This window comes from Streptomyces sp. NPDC093085, from assembly GCF_040683935.1.
Lineage (GTDB): Bacteria > Actinomycetota > Actinomycetes > Streptomycetales > Streptomycetaceae > Streptomyces.
This window is the reverse complement of record NZ_JBFBFB010000014.1, coordinates 192,405-217,085: the sequence shown is the minus strand read 5'-3', so window position 1 is coordinate 217,085 and position 24,681 is coordinate 192,405. Positions and strand designations below refer to the sequence as shown.

Below are 24,681 nucleotides of genomic sequence, written 5' to 3'. Positions count from 1 at the left end.
TTCGCGGTAGCGTCTGGGTATGAGCGACGTGATCGCGGACCCGCCCGCCGGCCCCACGGACCCGGCCCCCGCCTCTCCCGGGCCCGGCACCGCGCCCGCCCCCGAACCCGGCCCCGCGTCCGGCACCGCGTCCGGCACCGCGCCGGGCCCGGCGGAGCCCGCCCCGCTCGGTGTGGTCCGTACCCCTACGGGTGACCCCGAAGTGGACCGTACGCTGGAACGCCTCGCGGACGCCGACCACCTCCCCGCCGAGGGGCATATCCAGGTGTACGAGGAGGTCCACGAGGGGCTCCGCGCCGCGCTCACCGCACTCGACGCCCCCCAGGGACCTCCGGCCCCTCAGGGACCTCCGGCGCCCCGCGCCTGATCCGCGTTCCCCCGATCTCCCCGATCTCCCGATCCCTCGATCCCCGCGCACGACCACAGGAGCTGAACCGAACGTGGCTGGACTGGCACGCCGCCGTCTCGATGCCGAGCTGGTACGCCGTAAGCTCGCGCGCTCGCGCGAACACGCGAGCCAGCTCATCGCCGCGGGCCGGGTGACCGTCGGCGGCACCACCGCGACCAAGCCCGCCACCCAGGTGGAGACCAGCGCCGCCGTGGTCGTCAAGGCCGACGACGCCGACCCCGACTACGTCTCGCGCGGTGGCCACAAGCTCGCCGGGGCGCTCGCCGCCTTCGGCCCCCTCGGTCTGGAGGTACGGGGCCGACGCGCCCTGGACGCGGGCGCCTCCACCGGAGGCTTCACCGATGTCCTGCTCCGCGCCGGGGCCGCCCATGTCGTCGCGGTGGACGTCGGATACGGACAACTCGCCTGGTCGCTGCGGAGCGATGAACGCGTCACCGTCAAGGACCGTACGAACGTACGTGAGTTGACGCTCGATGCGATCGAAGGGGAGCCCGTGGATCTGATCGTGGGGGATCTGTCGTTCATTCCGCTGGGGGTGGTGCTGCCGGCCCTGGCGGGCTGTGCCGCCCCCGACGCCGATCTCGTGATGATGGTCAAGCCGCAGTTCGAGGTCGGCAAGGAGCGGCTCGGCAGCGGCGGGGTGGTCCGCAGCCCGGAGCTGCGCGCCGAGGCGGTACGGAACGTCGCCCGGCGGGCAAGTGAACTCGGCCTCGGCGTACGGGGCGTGACCGCCAGCCCGCTGCCCGGACCCTCCGGAAATGTCGAGTACTTTCTGTGGCTCCGCGCCGGGGCGCCCGAGCTGGACCCGGCGGATGTCGATCGTGCGGTGGCGGAGGGACCCCGGTGACCGGGAACGCGGCCGAGGAACAGGGTGGGTGGGACGTGGGCATGGAAGTGGATGTGGAGAAGGCGCTGGACGAGGAGCGCGCGGCGAACGCCGACCGGACCGTGTTCCTGCTGGCCCACACCGGCCGCGCGGCCGCCGTCCGCAGCGCGGAACTGGTCGTCAACGGGCTGGTCCGCAGCGGCATAGGGGTCCGGGTCCTGGACAGTGAGGCGGCCGATCTGCCGCTGCCCGACTCCGTCCAGACGGCCCCCGAGGCCATCCCCGAGGCGCTGGTCGGGTGCGAGCTGCTGATCGTGCTCGGCGGCGACGGCACCCTGCTGCGCGGCGCCGCCTTCGCCCGCGCCTCCGGGGTGCCGATGCTCGGCGTCAACCTCGGCCGGGTCGGCTTCCTCGCCGAGGCGGAACGGGACGATCTGGACAAGGTCGTCGACCGGGTCGTCACCCGTGCGTATGAGGTCGAGGAGCGGATGACGATCGACGTCCTCGTCCACAGCAACGGCGATGTCGTCCACCAGGACTGGGCGCTCAACGAGGCGGCCGTGCAGAAGGTCTCGCCCGAGCGGATGCTCGAAGTCGTCCTGGAGATCGACGGCCGGCCGGTCACCGGATTCGGCTGCGACGGCATCGTCTGCGCCACCCCCACCGGCTCCACCGCGTACGCCTTCTCGGCGGGCGGACCGGTGGTCTGGCCGGAGGTCGAGGCGCTGCTGATGGTGCCCATCAGCGCCCACGCGCTCTTCGCGAAACCGCTGGTGACCTCCCCTACGACGGTGCTCGCCGTGGAGGTCCAGCAGGACACCCCGAACGGGGTGCTGTGGTGCGACGGACGCCGCACCATCGAACTCCCGCAGGGCGCCAGGGTGGAGGTGCGGCGCGGCTCCGTCCCGGTCCGCCTCGCCCGGCTGCACCACGCCTCGTTCGCCGACCGGCTGGTGGCCAAGTTCGCCCTCCCGGTCTCCGGCTGGCGCGGCGCGCCGCTCTGAGAATCACCCGGTTCCGGGTGGTTCCGCCGCATTCGTGACCGGCGGCGGGCCACCCGGAACCACCTGTCCCCGGCCACCCGGGGGTGGGGTGCGTCGCACACCGGCCGCCCGGACCTCGTATGGTCGTCACCGTGTTGGAGGAGATGCGGATACGGTCGCTCGGGGTCATCGACGACGCGGTCGTCGAGCTGTCGCCCGGCTTCACGGCGGTGACCGGCGAGACCGGCGCGGGCAAGACCATGGTCGTCACCAGTCTGGGGCTGCTGCTCGGCGGGCGCGCCGACCCCGCCCTGGTACGGATCGGCGCGAAGGCGGCGGTGGTCGAGGGGCGGGTCGCGCTCGCCCCCGGCGCGCCCGCAGCCGTGCGCGCGGGGGAGGCGGGCGCCGAGCTCGACGAGGGCGTGCTGCTCGTCAGCAGGACCGTCTCCGCCGAGGGGCGCTCCCGGGCCCATCTCGGCGGGCGCTCCGTGCCGGTGGGGGTGCTGGCCGAGCTCGCGGACGACCTGGTCGCCGTGCACGGCCAGACCGACCAGCAGGGCCTGCTGCGCCCCGCGCGCCAGCGCAAGGCGCTCGACCGGTACGCGGGGGAGGCCGTCGCCGCGCCGCTCGCCGCGTACGGCACCGCCTACCGGCGGCTGCGGGCCGTCGCCGCCGAGCTGGACGAACTGACCACCCGGGCCAGGGAGCGCGCCCAGGAGGCCGATCTGCTGCGCTTCGGGCTCACCGAGATCGAGGCGGTGGAGCCCCGGGCCGGTGAGGACGCCGAACTCGCCGCCGAGGCCGGACGGCTGGGCCACGCGGAGGCGCTGGCCTCGGCTGCCGCGCTCGCCCACGCGGCGCTCGCGGGCGACCCCGAGGACCCCGGGTCCGCCGACGCGACCACCCAGGTCGGCGGCGCGGGGCGGGCGCTGGACGCGGTGCGGTCGCACGATCCGGTCCTCGCCGGGCTCGCCGACCGGATGGGCGAGATCGCCATCCTGCTGACGGACGTGGCGGGCGAACTCGCCGGGTACGCGGACCATCTGGACGCCGATCCGCTCCGGCTCGCCGCCGTCGAGGAGCGCAGGGCCGCGCTCACCGGGCTGACCAGGAAGTACGGCGCGGACATCGACGCCGTACTGGAGTGGTCGGAGCAGAGCGCCGCGCGCCTGACGGAACTGGAGGGCGACGACGACCGGATCGAGGAGCTGGCCGCCGAGCACGACGCGCTCCGTACCGAACTCTCCGGGCTCGCCCAGGCGCTGACCGACGCCCGTACGGAGGCCGCGGCGCGCTTCGCCGAGGCGGTCACGGCCGAGCTGGCCTCGCTGGCGATGCCGCACGCGCGGGTCTCCTTCGCGATCCGGCAGACGGAGACGGCGGAGCCGAGCGCGGGCGTCGACGTGGGCGGGCGCCCGGTCGCCTACGGCCCGCACGGCGCCGACGAGGTCGAACTCCTGCTGGCCCCGCACCCGGGCGCCCAGCCCCGCCCGATCGCCAAGGGCGCCTCGGGCGGCGAGCTCTCCCGGGTGATGCTCGCCGTCGAGGTGGTCTTCGCCGGCTCCGACCCGGTGCCGACCTACCTCTTCGACGAGGTCGACGCGGGCGTGGGCGGCAAGGCCGCGGTGGAAGTGGGCCGGCGCCTGGCGAAACTGGCGCGCTCGGCCCAGGTGGTGGTGGTCACCCACCTCCCCCAGGTCGCCGCCTTCGCCGACCGCCAACTCCTGGTCGAGAAGACGGTGGACGGCGCGGTGACCCGCTCGGGGGTGACGGTCCTGGAGGGCGAGGAGCGGGTACGCGAACTCTCCCGCATGCTGGCAGGCCAGGAAAACTCCGAAACGGCCCGCGCCCACGCGGAGGAACTCCTGGCAACGGCCCGCGCGGACTCCTGAACGGGCGTACGGGGGCCGAGCACCCCCTCCGGAAGCCCCCCCGGCCCCGACGCCCGGGAAGGCCCGGCCCCAGGGCGCCTGACGGGGTGCCCGTCCGGTCGGCGGTGAGCGGCCCGACGGGCCGTGCCGGGTGCCCCTGGGGGCGGGTCCAGGGGGCCCGCCCCGGCCGGGGGCGAGGGGGCTGCCGCGTCCCCATCCGGCCGCGCCCTAGGGTGGGTTCCCATGGCCTCCAGGACCCCCCGGACCACCGCGCTCCTCATCGCGCTCGGCACCACCCGCGCCGTCCACGCGGCTCTCCGGGGCCGCGCCCCCGGGCGGCCCGGCCGATGGCACCGGAGCAACTACGCGGGGCGCACGGTCGACCTGTACGCCGGTCCCGCCACCGTTCTCGGGGCCGCCGCGGGGGCCGGGACGGCACCTCCCGGCGTACGGGGCGCGGTCGCGCTCGCCGTGCTGGCCGCCGGGGCGTGCGGGGCTTACGACGACCACGCGGGCGTGGACGACCCGCGCCGGGGCTTCCGGGCGCACCTCGGGGCGCTGCGCCGGGGCGAGGTGACCACGGGCGCCGTCAAGCTGCTCGGGATCGGCGCCGCCGCGCTCGCCGCCGGGGCGCTGCTCAAGGAGCGCCCCGTGGACCGGCTGCTGGCCGCCGTCGTCATCGCGGGCGGCGCGCACTGCGTCAACCTCCTCGACGTGCGCCCCGGCCGCGCCTGCGCCGGCGTTCTCGCTCTCGGGGCCCCCGGGGTGCTCCGGGGCGGTACGGCGGGCGCGCTCGCCGCCGTACCGGTGGGCGCCGCCGCCGCGGTCCTCGGGGCGGACCTCGGGGAACGGAGCATGCTCGGCGACACCGGGGCCCACGCCCTCGGCGCCGCCCTGGGCGCCGCCGTCGTCGCGGGCACCGGCCGGGCCGGTCTGGCCGTACACGCACTGGGAGTTGTCGCCGCGACGGCGTACGGTGACAGGGGCGGCAGTCGGCGCCCGCACGAGTAAGTCCGCGCTGAACGACAACGGCGGAGCCATGCTCTCACCCGTGTGAGTGATACCGGGCGGGGAGTCGCTGCGTCGCGGACGGGAACGGCGCCCCGACGGTGCCGGAACGTGCGTACGGACTGGCATCCTTGACAGAGCCCCCGCCGAGTCGGCCCATCCGCCGAGCCATCTCCCCACCCGAGCCAGGAGTCCTGCCCACGTGACACAACTGCGTACGGTCCAGGTGGTGGGCGGTGGCAGCGCGGGCAGCAGCGCGCATGTCCGCTCGCTGGCAGCCGGGCTGGTCGCCCGGGGCGTCCGCGTGACCGTGTGCGCCCCCGCCGAAATCGGCCGGGTCTACGACTACGGCGGCGCCGGGGCGCACCACATCCCGGTGCCCCGGCGCTCCGACCCGGCCTCGGTCGCCGCGCTCCGGGCCGCCTGCGCCGGGGCCGACGTGGTGCACGCGCACGGGCTGCACGCCGCCCTGCGCACCGCCGTCGCCCTCGGGGGCCTGCGGATACCGCTGGTCGTCACCTGGCACACCCGTACCGGGACGGACGGCGCCCGGGGCCGCCTGCACCGGATGCTGGAGCGGCGCGCCGTCCGCGCCGCCGCCGTGGTGCTCGGCGCCACCTCCGGCCTGGTCGACGACGCCCGCGCCCGGGGCGCCCGCGATGCCCGCCTCGCACCGGTCGCCCTGCCCGCGCCCCGCCCGGTCCCCGGTGAGGAGGCCGACGAGAACAAGTCCCGGGCCGAACTCGGCGCGGTCGAGCGGCCGCTGGTGATGGCGGTCGGCAGCCTCGTACCGGAGCAGGGGTACGACACCCTCCTCGACGCCGCCGCGTCCTGGCGCGGCCTCGACCCCGCCCCGCTGCTCACCATCGCGGGCGAGGGCCGCGAACGCGCCCGGATCCAGCGCCGTATCGACGGTGCCGACCTGCCCGTACGGCTGATCGGCCGCCGCGACGACATCAGCCGCCTGCTCGCCTCCGCCGACGTGGCCGTTCTCGCGGGCCGCTGGGAGGCCCGCGCCGTCCTCGCCCAGGAGGCGCTGCGGCTCGGCGTCCCGCTGGTCGCCACGGCCGGCGGCGCCCTCCCCGAACTCGTCGGCGACGCCGCCGAACTCGTCCCGTACGGCGACGCCCGCGCCCTCGCCGAGGCGGTCACCGGGCTCCTCGCCGACCCGGAACGGCGCGCCCGGCTCGCCGCCGCCGGACGGGCCAGGGCGGCCACCTGGCCGACGGAGGACGAGACGATCGCCCAGGTGCTCTCCGTCTACGACGAACTCACCGAACACGGCCGCCCGTACCACTGAGGCCACAGGCCCGTATCCACCAAGGCCCCGACAGCGGAAAGGGCCCGGAGCGAGCGGCCTCGGCCGCCCCGCTCCGGGCCCTCACCCGTACTCCGGCCCCGGGTCAGCCGCCGTACGCGCCCGAGGCCGTCAGCCGCAGCGCCGTGTCGATCAGCGGGACATGGCTGAACGCCTGCGGGAAGTTGCCCACCTGGCGCTGGAGCCGCGAGTCCCACTCCTCGGCCAGCAGCCCGAGGTCGTTCCGGAGCGCGAGCAGCTTCTCGAAGAGCTTGCGGGCCTCGTCGACCCGGCCGATCATCGCCAGGTCGTCCGCGAGCCAGAACGAGCAGGCCAGGAACGCGCCCTCGTCGCCCTCCAGCCCGTCGACCCCCGCGTCGTCGCCCGAGGTCGGGTAGCGGAGCACGAAGCCGTCCTCCGTCGACAGTTCGCGCTGGATCGCCTCGATCGTGCCGATGACCCGCTTGTCGTCCGGCGGCAGAAAGCCCATCTGCGGGATGAGCAGCAGCGACGCGTCCAGCTCCTGGGAGCCGTACGACTGCGTGAAGGTGTTCCGCTCCTTGTCGTACCCCTTCTCGCAGACATCGCGGTGGATCTCGTCGCGCAGCTCGCGCCAGCGCTCCAGCGGCCCGTCCGCGTCGCCCGACTCGACCAGCTTGATCGTCCGGTCGACGGCGACCCACGCCATCACCTTCGAGTGCACGAAGTGGCGGCGCGGACCGCGCACCTCCCAGATGCCCTCGTCCGGCTGGTCCCAGTGCTTCTCCAGGTAGCGGATGAGCTTGAGCTGGAGGACCGACGCGTAGTCGTTGCGGGCGAGCCCCGTCATGTGCGCCAGGTGCAGCGCCTCGGTGACCTCGCCGTAGACGTCGAGCTGGAGCTGGTGCGCGGCGCCGTTGCCGACCCGGACCGGGCCCGAGCCCTCGTACCCCGGCAGCCAGTCCAGCTCGGCCTCGCCCAGCTCGCGTTCGCCCGCGATGCCGTACATGATCTGGAGGTTCTCCGGATCGCCGGCCACCGCGCGCAGCAGCCACTCGCGCCAGGCGCGGGCCTCCTCGCGGTAGCCGGTGCGCAGCAGCGACGAGAGGGTGATCGCGGCGTCGCGGAGCCAGGTGTAGCGGTAGTCCCAGTTGCGGCCGCCGCCGATCTCCTCGGGCAGCGAGGTGGTCGGCGCCGCCACGATGCCGCCGGTCGGCGCGTACGTCAGCGCCTTCAGCGTGATCAGCGAACGGATCACGGCCTCCCGGTAGGGGCCGTGGTACGTGCAGTGCTCGACCCACTCGCGCCAGAACTCGGAGGTCGCCTCCAGGGAACCCTCCGGGTCCGGCAGGGCCGGGGGCTTGCGGTGCGAGGGCTGCCAACTGATCGTGAACGCCACCCGGTCGCCGGGGGCCACGGTGAAGTCGGAGTACGTCGTCAGGTCCTTGCCGTGCGTCTCCGCCTCGGTGTCCAGCCAGACCGAGTCGGGGCCGGCGACCGCGACCGTACGGTTGTCCACCTTGTGCACCCACGGCACGACACGCCCGTAGCTGAACCGCATCCGCAGCGCGGAGCGCATCGGCACCCGGCCGCTCACGCCCTCCACGATCCGGATGACCTGAGGGGCGCCGTCACGGGGCGGCATGAAATCGGTCACGCGCACCGTGCCGCGCGGCGTGTCCCACTCGGACTCCAGGATCAGGGAGTCGCCCCGGTAGCGGCGCCGGGTGGCGCGCGGCGGTACGGAGCCCGCGGGGTGCGCGGGGCCCAGCCGCCAGAAACCGTGTTCGTCGGTCCCCAGCAGCGCCGCGAAAACGGCGTGCGAGTCGAAGCGGGGCAGGCACAGCCAGTCGACTGTGCCGTCCCGGCAGACCAGGGCAGCGGTCTGCATGTCTCCGATGAGTGCGTAATCCTCGATGCGCCCGGCCACGTGCATCTCCAGTCGAACGGCCACGTCCGCCCCGCGGGGCGCTTACTGCGGTCAAGGGTCGTTGACGAGCTGGTTTTCCGGGAAATCGGGCGGGGGTGGTGCCGTTTGCCGGCCGTACTCGGCAGCGAATGTCCGAGCAGGATACGACGCACGTGGGGGTTCCGCGTCACGGTCGCGGGAAGATCCGCCCACCGGCCCCGTGAGTCTGAGGGGACGTGGGGGAAAAAGTGTGACGAGGGGGAAAGGCGAGGCGGCGCGGGGCCGTGCCTGGCCGGAAGCGGCCTCCTCTTGTCGCTGTTACCCTGGTAGCCCGTGGACCGGTGGACTCCCTGTACAGCACAGAGACCCCGACACCGCAGCGACGGCAGTCCCGCCGCCTTTCCGGCCGGGACACCGGCACGCACACCGAACCGCGACCACGGGAGCCCCTCTTGGCCATGCCGACTCGATCCTCGACATCCTCGACGACCAAGCACATTTTCGTCACCGGGGGTGTCGCCTCCTCCCTCGGCAAGGGCCTGACCGCCTCCAGCCTGGGCGCGCTGCTCAAGGCGCGTGGTCTGCGGGTCACGATGCAGAAGCTCGACCCGTATCTGAACGTCGACCCCGGCACGATGAACCCGTTCCAGCACGGTGAGGTATTCGTCACGAACGACGGCGCCGAGACCGACCTGGACATCGGCCACTACGAGCGCTTCCTCGACGTGGACCTCGACGGCTCGGCCAACGTCACCACCGGACAGGTCTACTCGCAGGTCATCGCCAAGGAGCGGCGCGGCGAGTACCTGGGCGACACGGTGCAGGTCATCCCGCACATCACCAACGAGATCAAGCACCGCATCCGGCGGATGGCCACCGACGACGTCGACGTGGTCATCACCGAGGTCGGCGGCACGGTCGGCGACATCGAGTCGCTGCCGTTCCTGGAGACCGTCCGTCAGGTACGCCACGAGGTGGGCCGGGACAACGTCTTCGTCGTGCACATCTCGCTGCTGCCGTACATCGGCCCGTCCGGCGAGCTGAAGACCAAGCCGACCCAGCACTCGGTCGCCGCCCTGCGGAACATCGGCATCCAGCCGGACGCCATCGTGCTCCGCGCCGACCGGGACGTGCCGCTCTCCATCAAGCGCAAGATCTCCCTGATGTGCGACGTGGACGAGACGGCCGTGGTGGCCTGCGTGGACGCCAAGTCGATCTACGACATCCCCAAGGTGCTGCACACCGAGGGGCTGGACGCCTATGTCGTCCGCAAGCTGGACCTGCCCTTCCGCGACGTGGACTGGACGGTCTGGGACGACCTGCTGGACCGCGTCCACAACCCCGACCACGAGGTCACCATCGCGCTGGTCGGCAAGTACATCGACCTGCCGGACGCCTACCTCTCCGTGACCGAGGCGCTGCGCGCGGGCGGCTTCGCCAACCGGGCCCGGGTCACCGTGAAATGGGTCACCTCCGACGACTGCCGGACCCCGGCGGGCGCCGCGAAGCACCTCGCGGACGTGGACGGCATCCTCATCCCCGGCGGCTTCGGCGAGCGCGGCGTCACCGGCAAGGTCGGCGCGATCCAGTACGCCCGCGAGCACAAGGTGCCGCTCCTCGGGATCTGCCTCGGCCTCCAGTGCATCGTGATCGACGCGGCCCGCAACCTCGCCGGGATCCCCGAGGCCAACTCCACCGAGTTCGACTCCGGCACCGCGCACCCGGTGATCTCCACGATGGAGGAGCAGCTCGCGTATGTGGAGGGCGCGGGCGACCTCGGCGGCACGATGCGGCTCGGCCTCTACCCGGCGAAGCTCGCCGAGGGCTCGATCGTCCGCGAGGTCTACGAGGACCAGCCGTACGTGGAGGAGCGCCACCGGCACCGCTACGAGGTGAACAACTCCTACCGCGCGGAGCTGGAGAAGAAGGCGGGGCTGGTCTTCTCGGGCACGTCCCCCGACAACAAGCTCGTCGAGTACGTCGAGTACCCCCGCGCCACCCACCCCTACCTGGTCGCCACCCAGGCCCACCCGGAGCTGCGCTCCCGCCCCACCCGCCCGCACCCGCTCTTCGCGGGGCTGGTGAAGGCCGCGGTCGCACGCCGTGAAGGGTCGGCCCAGGAGCCGGCCGAGGCGGTGGCCGCGGGCTCGTAGGGGGCGCCGCAGACGATACGGTGGGACCGGGGTACGGGGTCGTTTCACGAGGCCCGTGCCTCGGTTTCCGCTTGTGCGCCACCGTGGGAGGACGCTGCCATGACCATCGAGGACACCCCTGAGGAGTGGCGGGTCACCGCGACCGCGACGCCCTTCCGCGGCAACAAGACCAGCGTCCGCACGGACGATGTGGTGATGCCCGACGGCACCACGGTCAAGCGCGACTACCAGGTCCACCCCGGCTCCGTGGCCATCCTCGCGCTGGACGAGGCGGGCCGCGTGCTGGTCCTGCGCCAGTACCGCCACCCCGTACGGCAGAAGCTCTGGGAGATCCCGGCCGGGCTGCTCGACGTACCGGGGGAGAACCCGCTCCACGCCGCCCAGCGCGAACTGTACGAGGAGGCGCACGTCAAGGCGGAGGACTGGCGGGTCCTGACCGACGTCTACACCACGCCGGGCGGCTGCGACGAGGCGGTACGGATCTTCCTCGCCCGGGAGCTGTCGGAGGCCGAGGGCGAGCGGTACGCGGTCTCCGAGGAGGAGGCGGACATGGAGCTGGCCCGGGTGGACGCGGCCGAGCTGGTACGGGGCGTACTCGCCGGCGAGCTGCACAACAACTGCCTCACCGTGGGCGTCCTCGCCCTCGCGGCGGCCCGGTCCGGCGCCGGCCTGGACGCCCTCCGCCCGGCCGAGGCCCCGTGGCCCGCCCGCCCCTTCGAATCCTGACCGGGCTGCCGTTCCTGGCGGCACACCGTCTCTACACCGCCTCTTTCCGATGCGAAAAACATCTGATCCGATCGGGGGATTCCCCGGCCGCGCTCTTCCCGTTCCGTAGCGGAGAGTGAACTACGCTCGACCCGTCCGTGCGGAGACCCGCCGGGCTCGGATCGTGCGCAGGCGGACGGAGCGTGGCCCGTGACGGATCAGGCGGTGGACGTGAGCGGCCCGGAGCCGACGGCGGAACCGCCGAAGAAACGTCGTGCCCGGGCCACCCCGGCAGCGAAGAAGAAAGGTACGACCCGGGTGAGCACCCCGGAGGCCCCCGACGACGCGACCAGCCCGGAGAGCACCGGGCCGGCCCCCCGCCCCACCACCAGGGCCACCCGCCCCCGCCGCACCCCCACGCCCCCACAAACCACCCCGGCCCCCCGGGAAACACCCCCGGCCGACCCGGCCGAGCGGCCCGTGCCCCCGACTGACGCGGCCGAGCGGCCGACGCTCGCGCCCGGTTCGGCCGGGCAGTCCCGGGCCGGTGCGTCGGGTACGCCTGTGCCTCCGGCCGAGCGGCCCGTGCCGCATGCCGACGCGCCCGCGGCCCCGGCTGACGCGCCCGCGCCCCCGGCCGGGGCCGGTGAGGCCCGTGTGCCCGAGCCGTCGGCGACCCCGGTCGAGGCGGCGGAGGCGCCCTCGGCGGTGTCCTCCGCGCCGGAGGGGTCCGAGCGGTTCCTGGCTGGTACGGCTTCCCGGATCGAGCCTTCGGCCGGCCTGCCTGAGCCGCCCGCGCGGCCGGCGTCTCCGGGGGGCGGAGCCGAGCTGTTCCCGGCTCCGGCCGCCGCGCCGGAGCCGCCTGCCGGCCAGGCCGCCGGGCCGGAGGCCGTACGCCATGAGCCGGGCGCCGTATCGGAGGCGCCCGTTGACCCGGGCAGTGTGCCGGAGGCCGTACATCCTGGACCGGCCGATGGCCCGGAGGCCGATGTCCCGGAGGGCGTGACCCCGCAACCGGCTCGTGCCGCGGGGGCGGCCGCCGCGGCCGGGGACGCGGTCCGGCCCGTGCCGGTGGGGGGCTTCGCGGTCGTTCCCGATGCCGGCTCCGACGTGGCGGTCGAGCCGCCGGAGCGTGAAGGGGAGTTCTTCGGGCGGGTGCGGGAGCTCGCGCTGTTGCGGGGGGACATCGAGCGGGCCGGGCTCAATACGCTCTCCGGGCGGAAGGAACCACGGGCCCGGGTGCTGCTGATCGCCGGGCGGCCCGGATCGGGGCGTACCGCACTCGCCCGGGAACTCGCCCGGGAGCTGGGGGACGGGCATCCGGACGGGGTGGTGCGGGTGCGGCTCACCGAGGCGGACGGCGAGCCCGTGCCCACCGAGCGGACCGCCCGGGAGATCCTGGGGACGTTCGGGGTGGCCACACCACCCGGCGCGGGGGAGGACGAACTCTCCTTCATGGTGCGCGAGACGCTGGCCGAGCGGCGGGTGCTGCTCCTCCTCGACGACGCCGTCGACGCCGAACAGGTCGACCCGCTCGTCCCCGACAACCCCGAGTGCCTGGTCGTCGCCGTCGCGCAGGGCCCGCTCACCGGGATCCCCGATGTACGGCCCTGCACCCTCGGCGGCATGGACACCAAGGCCGCCATCGAACTGCTCACCCGGTTCACCGGCGCCGTCCGGATCACCGTGGACCCGCAGGCCGCCGAGTCGCTGGCCGAGGAGTGCGGCGGGCAGCCCGCCGCACTGGTGCTGGCCGGCGGATGGCTCGCGGCCCGGCCCATGGCCTCGGTCGCCGATCTCACCAAGCGGCTGCGCACCCTGGTGCCCGAGCCCGAGTGGCCGGCCGGCACCCGCCCGCTCGCCCGGGTCTTCCGGCTCGTCCACGAGAGCCTGCCCGCGCCCGCCGCCCGGATGCTGCGGCTCCTCGCCCTCGCGCCCGCCGGTTTCGTCGACGCGCACACCGCCGCAGCGCTGGCCGGCTGCTCGCTCCAGGACGCCGCCGCCCTGCTGGACGAGTTCGCCGCCCGGGGGCTGCTGCGCACCGCGGACGACCAGTTCGTCCGGCAGGGCGCTTCGGCGAACCGGGGCGGCCCGGGGCGGGGCGAGGACGATCAGTACAGCCTGCCCGGGTGCCTCGTGCCGATGCTGCGCACGCTGCTCGCCGCCGACCGGCCCGCCGAGGTGCAGCTCGCCCGGGCGCGGATGCTGGAGCGGACCGTACGACTGCTCCAGTCCTGCCGGGCGGCCACCGAGCCGGAGGGCTCCCCGGCCCGTACCCGGCTCGCCGCGCTGCCCAGCTCCCTGCGCTTCCCGCACGCCCCCGCCGCGGCCGCCTGGCTGGACTCCAGGGAGCGGGCCCTGCTCGCCTCCGCGCGGCTCGCCGTCGCCGACGGCGAGCTGGACACGCTGGCGAGACGGCTGGTCGCCGCCCTGGTCAGAGCGGTGGCCGCGCACCGGGGCACCGAGGCGGCGGCGCCCGAACTGTACGGGCTGCACCACCTCGTCCTGGACATCGCCGAGCGCCGCGAACTCCACCGGGAGCGGGCCGCGGCCCTGCTGAACATCGGCGACCTGGACGCCAGGACCGGCCGTACCCAGGACGCGCTGGTCCGCTACCGCGCCGCGCTGGACGCCGGACGCGCCGCCGGCGATCTCTACGCAACCGGGCGCGCGATGGAGTCGCTCGGCGGCGCCCACCAGGACCTGCGGGACTGGCAGCGGGCCGCCGACTGGTACGGGCGGGCCCTCTCGCAGCGGCTGAGCCGGGGCGAGCGGGCCGACGAGGCCCGGCTCTACGGCCGTCTCGCCACCGTCCACACCTACGCGGGCCGGTACGGCGAGGCCCTGCGGAACTGGCGGGCCGCCCTCGCGAGCCACCGCAGGCTCGGCGATCTGCCCGGCCAGGCGCGGGCGCTCAGCGAGGCCGCCCGGGTCCAGGAGTACGCGGGCCGCCCCCAGGAGTCGCTCCGTACCTGCCAGGAGGCGGTCGCCTGGGCCCGGGCTGCCGGCGACCTGCGGCTCCAGGCGGCGCTCCAGCTCCGGCTCGCCGACACCCTGGACCGGCTCGGGGATTCGGCGGCGGCCCGGCTGCACCGCTCCGCAGCCGATCGCCTTCTGGAGGAAACAGACGGTAACGCCTACGAAACCCGTGGCGCTTCGGATGAAGGCTGATGCTTTGTAAGGCTAGACACCGGGAAATCCTTCATTAGACTGGCTCTGCCGCATTCATTGGCGGTACCTCCCGTGTGCCGTGAGTGCCCGGGAATATCCGGGATTGTGTCGGGTGAAACTCCGCGGAATCCCCCGAGCCAAGGACCGTGATCTGCCGTGTTGGTCGGTATCCCCCGCGAGGTCAAGAACAACGAGTTCCGGGTGGCCATCACCCCCGCCGGAGTCCACGAACTGGTCCGTCACGGCCATCAGGTGGCCGTGGAGCGCTCGGCCGGCGAGGGCTCCTCGATCACCGACGACGAGTACACGGCGGCCGGGGCGCGCATCCTGCCCGAGGCGGACGAGGTGTGGGCCGCCGCCGATCTGCTGCTGAAGGTGAAGGAGCCGGTCGCCGAGGAGTACCACCGGCTCCGCAAGGACCAGACCCTCTTCACCTACCTCCACCTCGCCGCCTCCCGCGCCTGCACCGACGCGCTGCTGACCTCCGGCACCACGGCCATCGCGTACGAGACCGTCGAGACCGCGAACCGGGCGCTGCCGCTGCTGGCCCCGATGTCGGAGGTGGCCGGACGGCTCGCGCCGCAGGTCGGCGCGTACCACCTGATGCGGTCGGCGGGCGGGCGCGGGGTGCTGCCCGGCGGGGTGCCGGGGACCGCCGCCGGCCGCGCCGTGGTCATCGGCGGCGGGGTCTCGGGCTGGCACGCCACCCAGATCGCCGTCGGGCTGGGGTTCCATGTGACCCTGCTCGACCGCGACATCAGCAAGCTCCGCGAGGCCGACCGGATCTTCGGCACCCGGGTGCGCACCATCGTCTCCAACACCCTCGAACTGGAGCAGGCGGTCATCGGCGCGGACCTGGTGATCGGGGCCGTGCTGATCCCCGGGGCGAAGGCGCCGAAGCTCGTCACCAACGAGCTGGTGGCCCGGATGAAGCCCGGAAGTGTACTTGTCGACATCGCGATCGACCAGGGCGGCTGCTTCGAGGACTCACGCCCCACCACCCACGCCGAACCGACCTTCCGGGTCCACGACTCGGTCTTCTACTGCGTGGCCAACATGCCCGGCGCCGTGCCGCACACCTCCACGTACGCCCTGACCAACGCCACGCTCCCGTACATCGTGGAGCTGGCCAACCACGGCTGGGCCGGTGCGCTCCGCCGTGACCCGGCCCTCGCGCGGGGGCTCAACACCCATGACGGCCAGGTCGTTTACCGCGAGGTGGCCGAGGCGCACGGTCTTGATCACGCCGAGTTGGGGACAGTTCTCGCCTGACGTCAACCCGTCACGTCAACCTCTTGAGTCAACGTCGCTCCTACGGCCGGATCTTGCCTTGCGCGGTCCGGCCGTACGGCTGTGCGGAGGGCGCCGGGCCCGCACCCAACTCGCCTCGAACGTAACAATTTCAACCGTTTCGTAGGGCCGCCGGACGGCGCCGCTCTGCCTTGGTGAGAGGGGTGTGCGCCCTTGACAGAGGGGTGTTCGGTTGCCGACACATCGGGGCCGGTCCGGCGGATTGTGTTGCTGCGGAGCGGTGACACGCCATAGAGTCGCCAACCGTCGGCATGGTGCCACGCTGACCTATCGATAAGTTTCCTGGTCCCGTCCAAGGAGGTAAGACGACTTGTGAATGAGTCGACATTTACTCCCGGGGGTGGTCAACCGGGAATGCCGGTGCGGGGACAGAGCCCGTCGGCCGGGTTCGAGGCTGTCGGCTCCGTAGCGGTCCGCACCTTCGCCACCCACCAGCACATGACGACAGCCCACCAGATGATGGACGGCCAACACGTGAACGCCATGGCCGGCAACGAGGGTGGTCGGAAGTCCACTTCGTTCGCCGACTTCGACGAAGCGCCCGAGGGGCACTTCTACGACCCTGACGCCGAATACGAGCCGGACCCCGAATACGCGGCCACCCTCGCGCCCGACGCTGCCCGCCAGCGCCGCGAGCGGATCGGCCCCACCGGGCGGCCCCTGCCGTACTTCCCGATCCCGGGACCGCTCACCGAACACGGCCCCGCGAAGATCATCGCGATGTGCAACCAGAAGGGCGGCGTCGGCAAGACCACGTCGACCATCAATCTGGGCGCCGCGCTCGCCGAGTACGGCCGACGCGTGCTGCTCGTCGACTTCGACCCGCAGGGAGCCCTGTCGGTCGGCCTCGGCGTCAACCCGATGGAGCTGGACCTCACCGTCTACAACCTGCTCATGGAGCGGGGCATGGCGGCGGACGAGGTGCTGCTCAAGACGGCCGTGCCCAACATGGACCTGCTGCCGAGCAACATCGACCTCTCGGCCGCGGAGGTGCAGCTCGTCAGCGAGGTCGCGCGCGAGTCCACGCTCCAGCGCGCCTTGAAGCCGCTGCTGCTCGACTACGACTACATCGTGATCGACTGTCAGCCCTCGCTCGGTCTGCTGACCGTGAACGCGCTGACCGCTGCGCACAAGGTGATCGTGCCGCTGGAGTGCGAGTTCTTCGCGCTGCGCGGGGTCGCGCTGCTCACCGAGACCATCGAGAAGGTCCAGGAGCGGCTCAACCCCGAGCTCCAGCTCGACGGCATCCTCGCCACCATGTACGACTCCCGCACGGTGCACAGCCGGGAGGTCCTCGCGCGCGTCGTGGAGGCCTTCGACGACCACGTCTACCACACCGTGATCGGACGGACCGTGCGTTTCCCGGAGACCACCGTCGCCGGGGAGCCCATCACCACGTACGCCTCGAACTCCGTCGGTGCCGCCGCCTATCGCCAGCTCGCCAGGGAGGTGCTCGCCCGGTGTCACGCCGAGTGAGTCTGCCCGGCGCCGACGAACTGTTCCGTACGACCGGGGGGATGTCCCTCACCTCGTCGTCCCCGGCGGCGCAGCGGCGCGCGAACGGCGAACCGCGGGTGCCCGCCCCGGCCGGGGAGAGCGATCCGGCCGGCGACCAGCAGGGCCCGGCCGACGCCGGGGAGGAGCGGGAGCACCCCGCGCCGGAGGACGAGGCAGAGCGGGAGCGCCCGGTCCGCAGCCGTACCGCCGACGCGGAGCAGGCCGCGACCGCGGTGCAGGCGCGCAGGCCCCAGGAGGCCACGGCCGGCGGGGCCGGCGCCACCGGGCCGGGAGCGGCGGCGCAGGGCGCCCAGCAGGGCCAGCCCCGGCGGCAGCGGCGCGGCGCCAACCGCCGCCCCAGCGGGCGCGAACGGCACGACGAGAAGATCACGGTCTATGTCTCCGCCGAGGAGCTGATGGACCTCGAACACGCCCGGCTGGTGCTGCGCGGCGAGCACGGGCTCGCGGTGGACCGGGGGCGGATCGTCCGCGAGGCGGTCGCGGTGGTCCTCGCCGACCTCGAATCGCGCGGCGACGCGAGCATTCTCGTACGGCGGCTGCGCGGGCGCTGACGGTACCCTGCGCGGGCCGCCCCCCTCCCCGTAGGGCCCCCCGCCCCACCGCACGCCCCAGGACACCCACCATGCCCCCGCCCCCCGCCATGCGCCCGCCCCGCCGCCCCCTGGGCCGGGGCCCGGGCGCGGCGGGCCCGGCGGGCGAGGCGGGGGCGGGCGCCGGGGCGGAGGCGGCGCCGGACGGGCCGGAGGCCGTCGCGCCGGACGCGGTGGCCCCGCGGGACCCCGTGGACAGGGGGGAGGGGGCCGGAGGCCCGGCCCCGGAAGGCGCCGAAGAGGGCGCGGAGAGCGCCGGGGGTGCCGGGGGTGCCCGTGAGGGTGTGGAAGGTGCCGCAGGGGCCGGGAGCGCCGAAGGGGGCGCTGGGGGTGCGCGCGGCGCCGAGGGGGCTGCCGAGAGCACCGAGGACGCCGCTGGGGGAGCGACCGGGAGCGCCGCCGAAGCGGCTGTCGACGGGGCGGTGGATGTCCCAGCGGATGTCGCGGGGGTGCGGGGGGCTGGAGGCGGGGCCGGGGAGGCCGGAGGGCCGGTTCAGGGGGCCGACGGCGATGAGCGGCGGTTCACCGTGCGGCTCGCCAACTTCGAGGGGCCCTTCGATCTGCTGTTGCAGCTCATCTCGAAGCACCGGCTGGATGTGACCGAGGTCGCGCTCTCCCAGGTCACCGACGAGTTCCTGGCACACCTGCGGGCCATGGGGCCCGAGGGGGACCTCGACCAGACCACCGAGTTCCTGGTGGTCGCGGCGACGCTGCTCGATCTGAAGGCCGCCCGGCTGCTGCCCGCCGCCGAGGTCGAGGACGAGGCGGACCTCGCCCTCCTGGAGGCGCGCGACCTGCTCTTCGCCCGGCTGCTCCAGTACCGCGCGTACAAGCGGGTCGCTGACATCTTCGGCGGGCGCCTGGAGAGCGAGGCCCGCCGGTACCCCCGTACCGTCGGACTCGAACCGCACCACGCGGAGCTGCTGCCCGAGGTCGTCATCACCATCGGGGCCGAGGGGTTCGCCCGGCTCGCGGTGAAGGCGATGCAGCCGAAGCCCCCGCCGCAGGTGTATGTGGACCATATTCATGCGCCGTTGGTCTCCGTACGGGAACAGGCCGCGCTCGTCGTCGCCCGGCTCCGGGCGGGCGGCCAAGTGAGCTTCGAGGAGCTGGCCGGGGACGCCGGGGGGACGCTCACCGTCGTGGCGCGCTTCCTCGCCCTCCTGGAGCTGTACCGGGAGCGCGCCGTCGCCCTGGACCAGGACGAGGCGCTGGGGCCGCTCCTGGTGCGCTGGACGGGCGGGGACGGTGGTACGGGCGCGGAGCCGGTGGTCACCGACGAGTTCGACCGCCCGCCGGGCGAGCCCGAGCCCGGGCGGGAGAAGGAGCGAGAGGGGACGGCATGAGGGACGGCACGGGTGACGGCGTGGACGACGGTGTGAGCGCGCGGGAGCCGACGGGCGCGGCCGACGGGCCGGCGCTGAGGCCCGCCCTGGAGGCGGTCCTCATGGTCGTCGACGAGCCCGCCACCGAGGAGCACCTCGCCAAGGTCCTCGACCGGCCCCGCGCCGCCGTCGCCGAGGCGCTGCGCGCCCTGGCCGACGAGTACACCGCCCAGGGGCGCGGCTTCGAGCTGCGGCTGGTCGCCGGGGGCTGGCGGTACTACACCCGGCCCGCGTACGCCGAGGCGGTCGAGAGCTTCGTCCTGGACGGGCAGCACGCCCGGCTCACCCAGGCGGCGCTGGAGACCCTGGCGGTCGTCGCGTACCGCCAGCCGGTGAGCCGTTCACGGGTCTCCGCCGTACGCGGCGTGAACTGTGACGGGGTCATGCGCACCCTGCTCCAGCGCGGGCTGGTGGCGGAGGCGGGCACGGAACCCGAAACAGGTGCGATCCTGTACCGGACGACGAACTACTTTTTGGAGCGGATGGGCCTGCGCGGCCTGGACGAGCTACCGGAACTCGCGCCCTTCCTCCCCGAGGCGGACGCGATCGAGGCGGAGAGCCAGGAAGGCGTCCCGTCGTTCGACCCGGACGCGTCGGACGCCCCGGGAATTCACGCAGACGACAAGACGGACTTTTGATGCGAAGCAACGGCAGGAACAGCGGCGGCTCCCACCGGAACGGCGGCGGCGGGAGCGGCGGCGGCCGGGACGACCGGGGGCGCGGGGAGGACCGGGAGCGCCGGGACGACCGGGGGAGCGGCGGCCGTGAGGAGCGGCCGAAGCGGCCGAAGCGGCCCCGTCCCGAGGAGCGCCGTTACGACGTCGGGCGCCCGGAGGCCGGCGGCTCCGGGGACGGCCCCCGCAAGGGCGGCGGCGCCCGGGGCGCGGCGGCCAGGGGCGGCGCCAAGGGCGGCCCCAAGGCCGCGCAGGGCACCCCCCCGCGCGGCGGCAGGGGCGGACCCCGGCGCGGTGCCTCCGCGCGCCCCCGCGAGCTGGACGCCAAGATCGAGCAGCGCAACCGGGACCGGTACGCCGAGCGTCCCTCGGTGGCCACGCCGAAGACCCACCCGGGCGCCGAGCAGGAGGGCGAGCGGCTCCAGAAGGTCCTCGCCCGCGCCGGGATGGGCTCGCGGCGCGCCTGCGAGGAGCTGATCGAGCAGGCCCGGGTCGAGGTCAACGGCGAGATCGTGCTCGAACAGGGCCTGCGGGTCGACCCGGACCGCGACGAGATCAAGGTCGACGGACTGACCGTCGCCACCCAGTCGTTCCTGTTCTTCGCGTTGAACAAGCCGGCCGGTGTGGTCTCCACGATGGGCGACCCCGACGGCCGGCAGAACCTCGGTGACTACGTCACCAACCGCGAGACGCGGCTCTTCCACGTCGGCCGGCTCGACACCGAGACCGAGGGCATCATCCTGCTCACCAACCACGGCGAGCTGGCCCACCGGCTGACCCACCCCCGGTACGGCGTCAAGAAGGTCTACCTCGCGGCGATCCAGGGCCCGCTCCCGCGCGACCTGGGCAAGCGGCTCAAGGACGGCATCCAGTTGGAGGACGGCTACGCGAAGGCCGACCACTTCCGGGTCGTCGAGAACACCGGCAAGAACTACCTGGTCGAGGTCACCCTCCACGAGGGCCGCAAGCACATCGTGCGCCGGATGCTCTCGGAGGCCGGTTTCCCGGTCGACCGCCTCGTCCGGACCTCCTTCGGGCCGATCGCGCTCGGCGACCAGAAGTCCGGCTGGCTGCGCCGCCTCACCAACACGGAGGTCGGCATGCTGATGAAGGAAGTCGGTCTCTGAGCACCCGCTGAGCCGCCTCCGGGCGGCCCGGCGGGCGCACTCCGGTGTGGCTGACGGTGCGTCCGGCACCACCGGTACGGAAGAGACGGAAGAGAGAGCCCGTGGCCCGATGGCCGCGGGCTTCTCCCTTGTCGCGGCGGCCCGACTCGTTTTATAGTCAACTTGACCATTAAGGAGGCGGACGTGCGTCCAGTCGTGCCCCCCACCGGTCACCGTCGGAGGACCTGGTCCCACGGGGGTGGACCAGGTTCCCCGGCCCGGCGGGGGAGACGGTGACGGCCGCCCGGCGGCCCGCCGCCCCCGCCGCACCGGAGCCCGGTGACCTCGCGCCGTACGACCCCTCCGCCTTCGAGCCCTTCGCCGTCACGGTCGACCTCGCCGTCTTCACCGTCCGCGAGAACCGGCTGCACGTCCTGCTGGTCGAGCGCGGCGAGCCCCCCTTCCTGGGCGACTGGGCGCTGCCCGGCGGGTTCATCCAGCCGAAGGAATCCGCCGACCAGGCGGCCCGCAGGGAACTCGCCGAGGAGACCGGCCTCTCCGAGGAGACCGCCGGCGCGCTCCACCTCGAACAGCTCGCCACGTACAGCGCCCCGGACCGCGACCCCCGGATGCGGGTCGTGTCCGTCGCGTACGCCGCCCTCGTCCCCGATCTGCCGGAGCCGCGCGGCGGCGGGGACGCGGCCCGCGCCCGGTGGACCGAGTTCGGCGCGCGCGGCACGCTCGCCTTCGACCACGACGGCATCCTCGCCGACGCCTACGACCGCATCGGCGCCAAGCTCGAATACACCTGTCTCGCCACGGCCTTCTGCCCGCCCGAGTTCACCCTCGGGGAACTGCGGCAGGTCTACGAGACCGTCTGGGGCGTGGCGCTCGACCGTCCCAACTTCCGGCGCAAGGTCCTCACCACGCCAGGGTTCGTCCAGGCGCTGGAAGGCCCGCCGCGCCGGACGGGTGGCCGCGGGAAGCCCGCCGCGCTCTACCGCGCGGGCGCCGCGACCGCCCTGCATCCACCTCTGCTGCGACCGGAAGGACCCACGTCATGATCATCGCGAGGACCCTCACCAAACAGGCGGCGACCGGCTCCCTCATCGGGCTCGCGCTCGGCGACGCCCTCGGGTTCCCCACCGAGTTCAACGACGTACCCTCGATCCTCGCCAAGTGCGGCCCCTGGCGCGAGATGGCGCTGCCCCGGCCCGCGATCGTCACCGACGACACCCAGATGACACTGGGGTTCGCACGGGGCATCAGGACCGCCATGGACCGGGGCGTCCTCGGTCCGCTCCGGCTGGAGCGCCCGGTCCGCGACGAGTTCGTGGCGTGGTACCACTCCCCGGAGAACAACCGGGCCCCCGGCGCCACCTGCATGAAGGCCTGCATGCTCCTCGACAGCGAGCGGCCCTGGCAGCGCGCCAGCCAGATCCACTCCAAGGGGTGCGGCGCCAACATGCGGGTCGCGCCCATCGGCCTCGTCCCCGGACTCAGCGACGAACAGCGGGCCGGCGCCGCCCAGTTGCAGGCCGCGCTCACCCACGGCCACCCCACCGCGCTGGCCGCCTCCGACCTCACCGCCCGCGCCGTCTACCTGCTCTCGCACGGCGGCGAGCCCCAGGAGCTGATGGGCCAGCTCCGCTCGTACGCGTACGAGAACCGCGAGCACTACCGCCGGCGCTGGCTCGGCGACCTGTGGACGTACTCCCAGGACGCCACCCCGGAGGAGTTCATCGCCCGGGGCTGGGACGAGTGCCTCGAAGCCCTCGAACGGCTCCGCAAGGCGCTGCGCGCCCCGGACCCGGAGACCGATCCCTGCCTCGCCACCGGGGACGGCTGGATCGCCGAGGAGGCGCTCGCCACCGGGCTGCACTGCTTCCTGCTCTTCCCCACGGAGCCGCTGACCGCGCTCCGCCGGGCCGCCTGCACCCGGGGCGACTCGGACTCCATCGCCTGTCTGACGGGCGCGTTCGCGGGGGCGTACCTGGGCGCCGGCGCCTGGCCCAAGGAGTGGGCCGACCGGATCGAGTACCGGGGCGACCTGATGTCGCTGGGCGCCCTCTGGGACTCGTGAGGGGCCGTGCGCGAGGGCGCTCCGGGGTCCTGACCGGGGCGGTGCGGCCGGGCGCTGGCGCGTACCGGCCGCACCGCTCGTCGTGCGGGAGGCCCTAGGCTGGCCGGAGCACTCGATCACTCAGGGAGAACGTCGTGGCGGTACGAGCGGTTCGCGGAGCCGTCCAGCTGGAGCGGGACGAGGCCGGGCACATGGACGAGCGGGTCCGGGAGCTCCTGACCGCGATCCTGGAGCGCAACGGACTCACCTCGGACGACCTGATCAGCGTCTGGTTCACCGCCACGCCCGATCTGCACAGCGACTTCCCGGCCGCCGCGGCGCGCGGCCTCGGCATCGTGGACGTACCGCTGATCTGCGCCCAGGAACTGGACATCACCGGGGCCCTGCCGCGCGTCGTACGGGTGCTCGCGCACATCGAGTCCGAGCGGCCGAAGTCCGGGATCGCCCATGTCTACCTCGGCGCCGCCGCCGCGCTGCGCAAGGACATCGCCCAGTGAGAACCGCCCTCGTCATCGGCACCGGCCTGATCGGCACCTCCGCCGCGCTGGCGCTGGCGGGCCGGGGCGTCACCGTCCATCTGCGCGACCACGACCCGGCGCGGGCCCGCACCGCCGCCGCGCTCGGCGCCGGTACCGACGAGGCGCCCGAGGGCCCCGTCGACCTGGTCCTCGTCGCCGTACCGCCCCGCCATGTCGCCGCCACGCTCGCCGAGGCGATGCGCGCCGGGGCCGGCCGGGGGTACCTCGACGTCGCCAGCGTCAAGGACGGGCCCCGGCGCGAACTCGCCGCGCTCGGGCTCGACACCGCCGCGTACCTCGGCACCCACCCCATGGCGGGCAAGGAGCGCTCCGGGCCGCTGGCCGGCTCCGCCGACCTCTTCGAGGGGCGCCCCTGGGTGCTCACCCCGACCCCGGAGACCGACACCGAGGTCCTCAACCTCGCGCTGGAACTGGTCGCGCTCTGCCGCGCCGTCCCGGTCGTCATGGACGCCGGGGCGCACGACCGGGCCGTCGCGCTGGTCTCGCACACCCCGCACCTGGTCTCCTCGATGGTCGCGGCCCGTCTTGAGGAGGCCGACGAGGCCGCCGTACGCCTCTGCGGCCAGGGCATCCGCGATGTGACCCGGATCGCCGCCTCCGACCCCGCGATGTGGGTCGAGATCCTCTCCGCCAACGCGGGCCCGGTCGCCGAGGTGCTCGCCGCCGTCGCCGCCGACCTGGACGAGACGGTCGGGGCGCTCCGCGCGCTCCAGGCCGCCGACGAGGAGAAGCGGCGCGCGGGGACCGCCGGGATCGAGGACATCCTGCGGCGCGGCAACGCGGGCCGGGGCCGGGTCCCGGGCAAGCACGGCGCCGCGCCCACCGCGTACGAGGTCGTCGCCGTCATGATCACCGACCGCCCCGGCGAGCTGGCCCGGATCTTCGCGGACGCGGGACAGGCGGGGGTCAACATCGAGGACGTACGGATGGAGCACGCCACCGGCCAGCAAGCGGGCCTGGTCCTGCTGATGGTCGACCCGGCGGCGGCGCCGGTGCTCGCCGCCGCCCTGCGCGAGCGCGGCTGGGCCATCCGCCAGTGACCCGGGCCCGGCGGAGCCCGGGACAGGAGCCGCCGGGACAGGAGCCGCCGTTACGGGGGACGCCGGTACGGGCCCGGTGGTCCTGGGCGGGCCCGGCCCCGGGCGGGCTCCGCCGAACGGGTGC

At 74.1% G+C, this 24,681-nt stretch carries 21 protein-coding genes; 19 read left to right on the top strand and 2 right to left on the bottom strand.

The window, feature by feature from the left end:
* The first annotated feature begins 19 nt into the window (after window positions 1–19).
* The 6 genes from AB0O07_RS30150 to AB0O07_RS30125 all read left to right on the top strand — a co-directional run bounded on the left by AB0O07_RS30150 (window position 20) and on the right by AB0O07_RS30125 (window position 6,397).
* Complete coding sequence (locus tag AB0O07_RS30150) at window positions 20–367, top strand: hypothetical protein (protein ID WP_365639153.1); 348 nt, start codon at window positions 20–22, stop codon at window positions 365–367.
* 73 nt (window positions 368–440) lie between these two features.
* On the top strand, window positions 441–1,256 hold the full coding sequence (locus AB0O07_RS30145) for a TlyA family RNA methyltransferase (RefSeq protein WP_365639150.1): 816 nt from the start codon (window positions 441–443) through the stop codon (window positions 1,254–1,256).
* Window positions 1,257–1,297: 41 nt separating this feature from the next.
* Window positions 1,298–2,239 (top strand): NAD kinase, encoded by a 942-nt coding sequence (locus tag AB0O07_RS30140; RefSeq protein WP_365639223.1) that lies wholly within the window; start codon window positions 1,298–1,300, stop codon window positions 2,237–2,239.
* A 119-nt stretch (window positions 2,240–2,358) separates the two neighbouring features.
* Window positions 2,359–4,110, top strand: a complete 1,752-nt coding sequence (recN, locus tag AB0O07_RS30135) for a DNA repair protein RecN (RefSeq protein ID WP_365639147.1) — start codon at window positions 2,359–2,361, stop codon at window positions 4,108–4,110.
* Between the two features lie 222 nt (window positions 4,111–4,332).
* Entirely contained in the window at window positions 4,333–5,100 is a 768-nt protein-coding gene (locus AB0O07_RS30130) for a hypothetical protein (protein WP_365639144.1), read from the top strand.
* A gap of 199 nt (window positions 5,101–5,299) precedes the next feature.
* Window positions 5,300–6,397, top strand: a complete 1,098-nt coding sequence (locus tag AB0O07_RS30125) for a glycosyltransferase family 4 protein (protein WP_365639141.1) — start codon at window positions 5,300–5,302, stop codon at window positions 6,395–6,397.
* A 103-nt stretch (window positions 6,398–6,500) separates the two neighbouring features.
* Here the strand turns inward: AB0O07_RS30125 and AB0O07_RS30120 are convergent, their stop codons facing one another.
* Window positions 6,501–8,309, bottom strand: a complete 1,809-nt coding sequence (locus tag AB0O07_RS30120; RefSeq protein WP_365639220.1) for a glycoside hydrolase family 15 protein — start codon at window positions 8,307–8,309, stop codon at window positions 6,501–6,503.
* A gap of 431 nt (window positions 8,310–8,740) precedes the next feature.
* On the opposite strand from AB0O07_RS30120, the gene AB0O07_RS30115 reads away from it, so the two are divergent.
* Window positions 8,741–10,435, top strand: a complete 1,695-nt coding sequence (locus AB0O07_RS30115; protein ID WP_365639138.1) for a CTP synthase — start codon at window positions 8,741–8,743, stop codon at window positions 10,433–10,435.
* 99 nt (window positions 10,436–10,534) lie between these two features.
* A complete protein-coding gene (locus AB0O07_RS30110) occupies window positions 10,535–11,161 on the top strand; it encodes an NUDIX hydrolase (RefSeq protein WP_365639135.1) in 627 nt (208 codons plus the stop codon).
* A gap of 197 nt (window positions 11,162–11,358) precedes the next feature.
* On the opposite strand, the gene AB0O07_RS30105 is transcribed toward AB0O07_RS30110, so the two are convergent.
* The gene (locus tag AB0O07_RS30105; protein WP_365639132.1) at window positions 11,359–11,559 is read right to left on the bottom strand and encodes a hypothetical protein; all 201 of its coding nucleotides are present in this window, start codon (window positions 11,557–11,559) and stop codon (window positions 11,359–11,361) included.
* A gap of 691 nt (window positions 11,560–12,250) precedes the next feature.
* Between AB0O07_RS30105 and AB0O07_RS30100 the strand changes: the two genes are divergently transcribed.
* From AB0O07_RS30100 to AB0O07_RS30050, 11 genes are all read left to right on the top strand, one after another.
* Window positions 12,251–14,311: a tetratricopeptide repeat protein gene (locus tag AB0O07_RS30100; RefSeq protein ID WP_365639219.1), complete on the top strand. Its 2,061-nt coding sequence runs from the start codon at window positions 12,251–12,253 to the stop codon at window positions 14,309–14,311.
* 156 nt (window positions 14,312–14,467) lie between these two features.
* The gene (gene ald, locus AB0O07_RS30095) at window positions 14,468–15,583 is read left to right on the top strand and encodes an alanine dehydrogenase (protein WP_365639129.1); all 1,116 of its coding nucleotides are present in this window, start codon (window positions 14,468–14,470) and stop codon (window positions 15,581–15,583) included.
* A 393-nt stretch (window positions 15,584–15,976) separates the two neighbouring features.
* On the top strand, window positions 15,977–17,098 hold the full coding sequence (locus AB0O07_RS30090) for a ParA family protein (RefSeq protein ID WP_365639126.1): 1,122 nt from the start codon (window positions 15,977–15,979) through the stop codon (window positions 17,096–17,098).
* Entirely contained in the window at window positions 17,083–17,691 is a 609-nt protein-coding gene (locus AB0O07_RS30085) for a hypothetical protein (RefSeq protein WP_365639123.1), read from the top strand. The genes AB0O07_RS30090 and AB0O07_RS30085 overlap by 16 nt, the downstream gene beginning before the upstream one ends.
* A 71-nt stretch (window positions 17,692–17,762) precedes the next feature.
* Complete coding sequence (locus AB0O07_RS30080) at window positions 17,763–19,076, top strand: ScpA family protein (protein WP_365639120.1); 1,314 nt, start codon at window positions 17,763–17,765, stop codon at window positions 19,074–19,076.
* Window positions 19,077–19,108: 32 nt separating this feature from the next.
* Window positions 19,109–19,753, top strand: coding sequence for an SMC-Scp complex subunit ScpB (scpB, locus tag AB0O07_RS30075; RefSeq protein WP_365639217.1), 645 nt, complete (start codon window positions 19,109–19,111; stop codon window positions 19,751–19,753).
* Window positions 19,753–20,916, top strand: coding sequence for a pseudouridine synthase (locus AB0O07_RS30070; RefSeq protein ID WP_365639117.1), 1,164 nt, complete (start codon window positions 19,753–19,755; stop codon window positions 20,914–20,916). The genes scpB and AB0O07_RS30070 overlap by 1 nt, the downstream gene beginning before the upstream one ends.
* A 272-nt stretch (window positions 20,917–21,188) precedes the next feature.
* Window positions 21,189–21,959: an NUDIX domain-containing protein gene (locus AB0O07_RS30065; protein WP_365639114.1), complete on the top strand. Its 771-nt coding sequence runs from the start codon at window positions 21,189–21,191 to the stop codon at window positions 21,957–21,959.
* Complete coding sequence (locus tag AB0O07_RS30060; RefSeq protein ID WP_365639112.1) at window positions 21,956–22,978, top strand: ADP-ribosylglycohydrolase family protein; 1,023 nt, start codon at window positions 21,956–21,958, stop codon at window positions 22,976–22,978. The genes AB0O07_RS30065 and AB0O07_RS30060 overlap by 4 nt, the downstream gene beginning before the upstream one ends.
* Before the next feature lie 134 nt (window positions 22,979–23,112).
* On the top strand, window positions 23,113–23,475 hold the full coding sequence (aroH, locus tag AB0O07_RS30055) for a chorismate mutase (protein WP_365639110.1): 363 nt from the start codon (window positions 23,113–23,115) through the stop codon (window positions 23,473–23,475).
* Window positions 23,472–24,557 carry a prephenate dehydrogenase gene (locus tag AB0O07_RS30050; RefSeq protein WP_365639108.1) on the top strand — a complete coding sequence of 362 codons (1,086 nt, stop codon included), beginning with the start codon at window positions 23,472–23,474 and terminating at the stop codon, window positions 24,555–24,557. The genes aroH and AB0O07_RS30050 overlap by 4 nt, the downstream gene beginning before the upstream one ends.
* The last annotated feature ends 124 nt before the right edge of the window (window positions 24,558–24,681 follow it).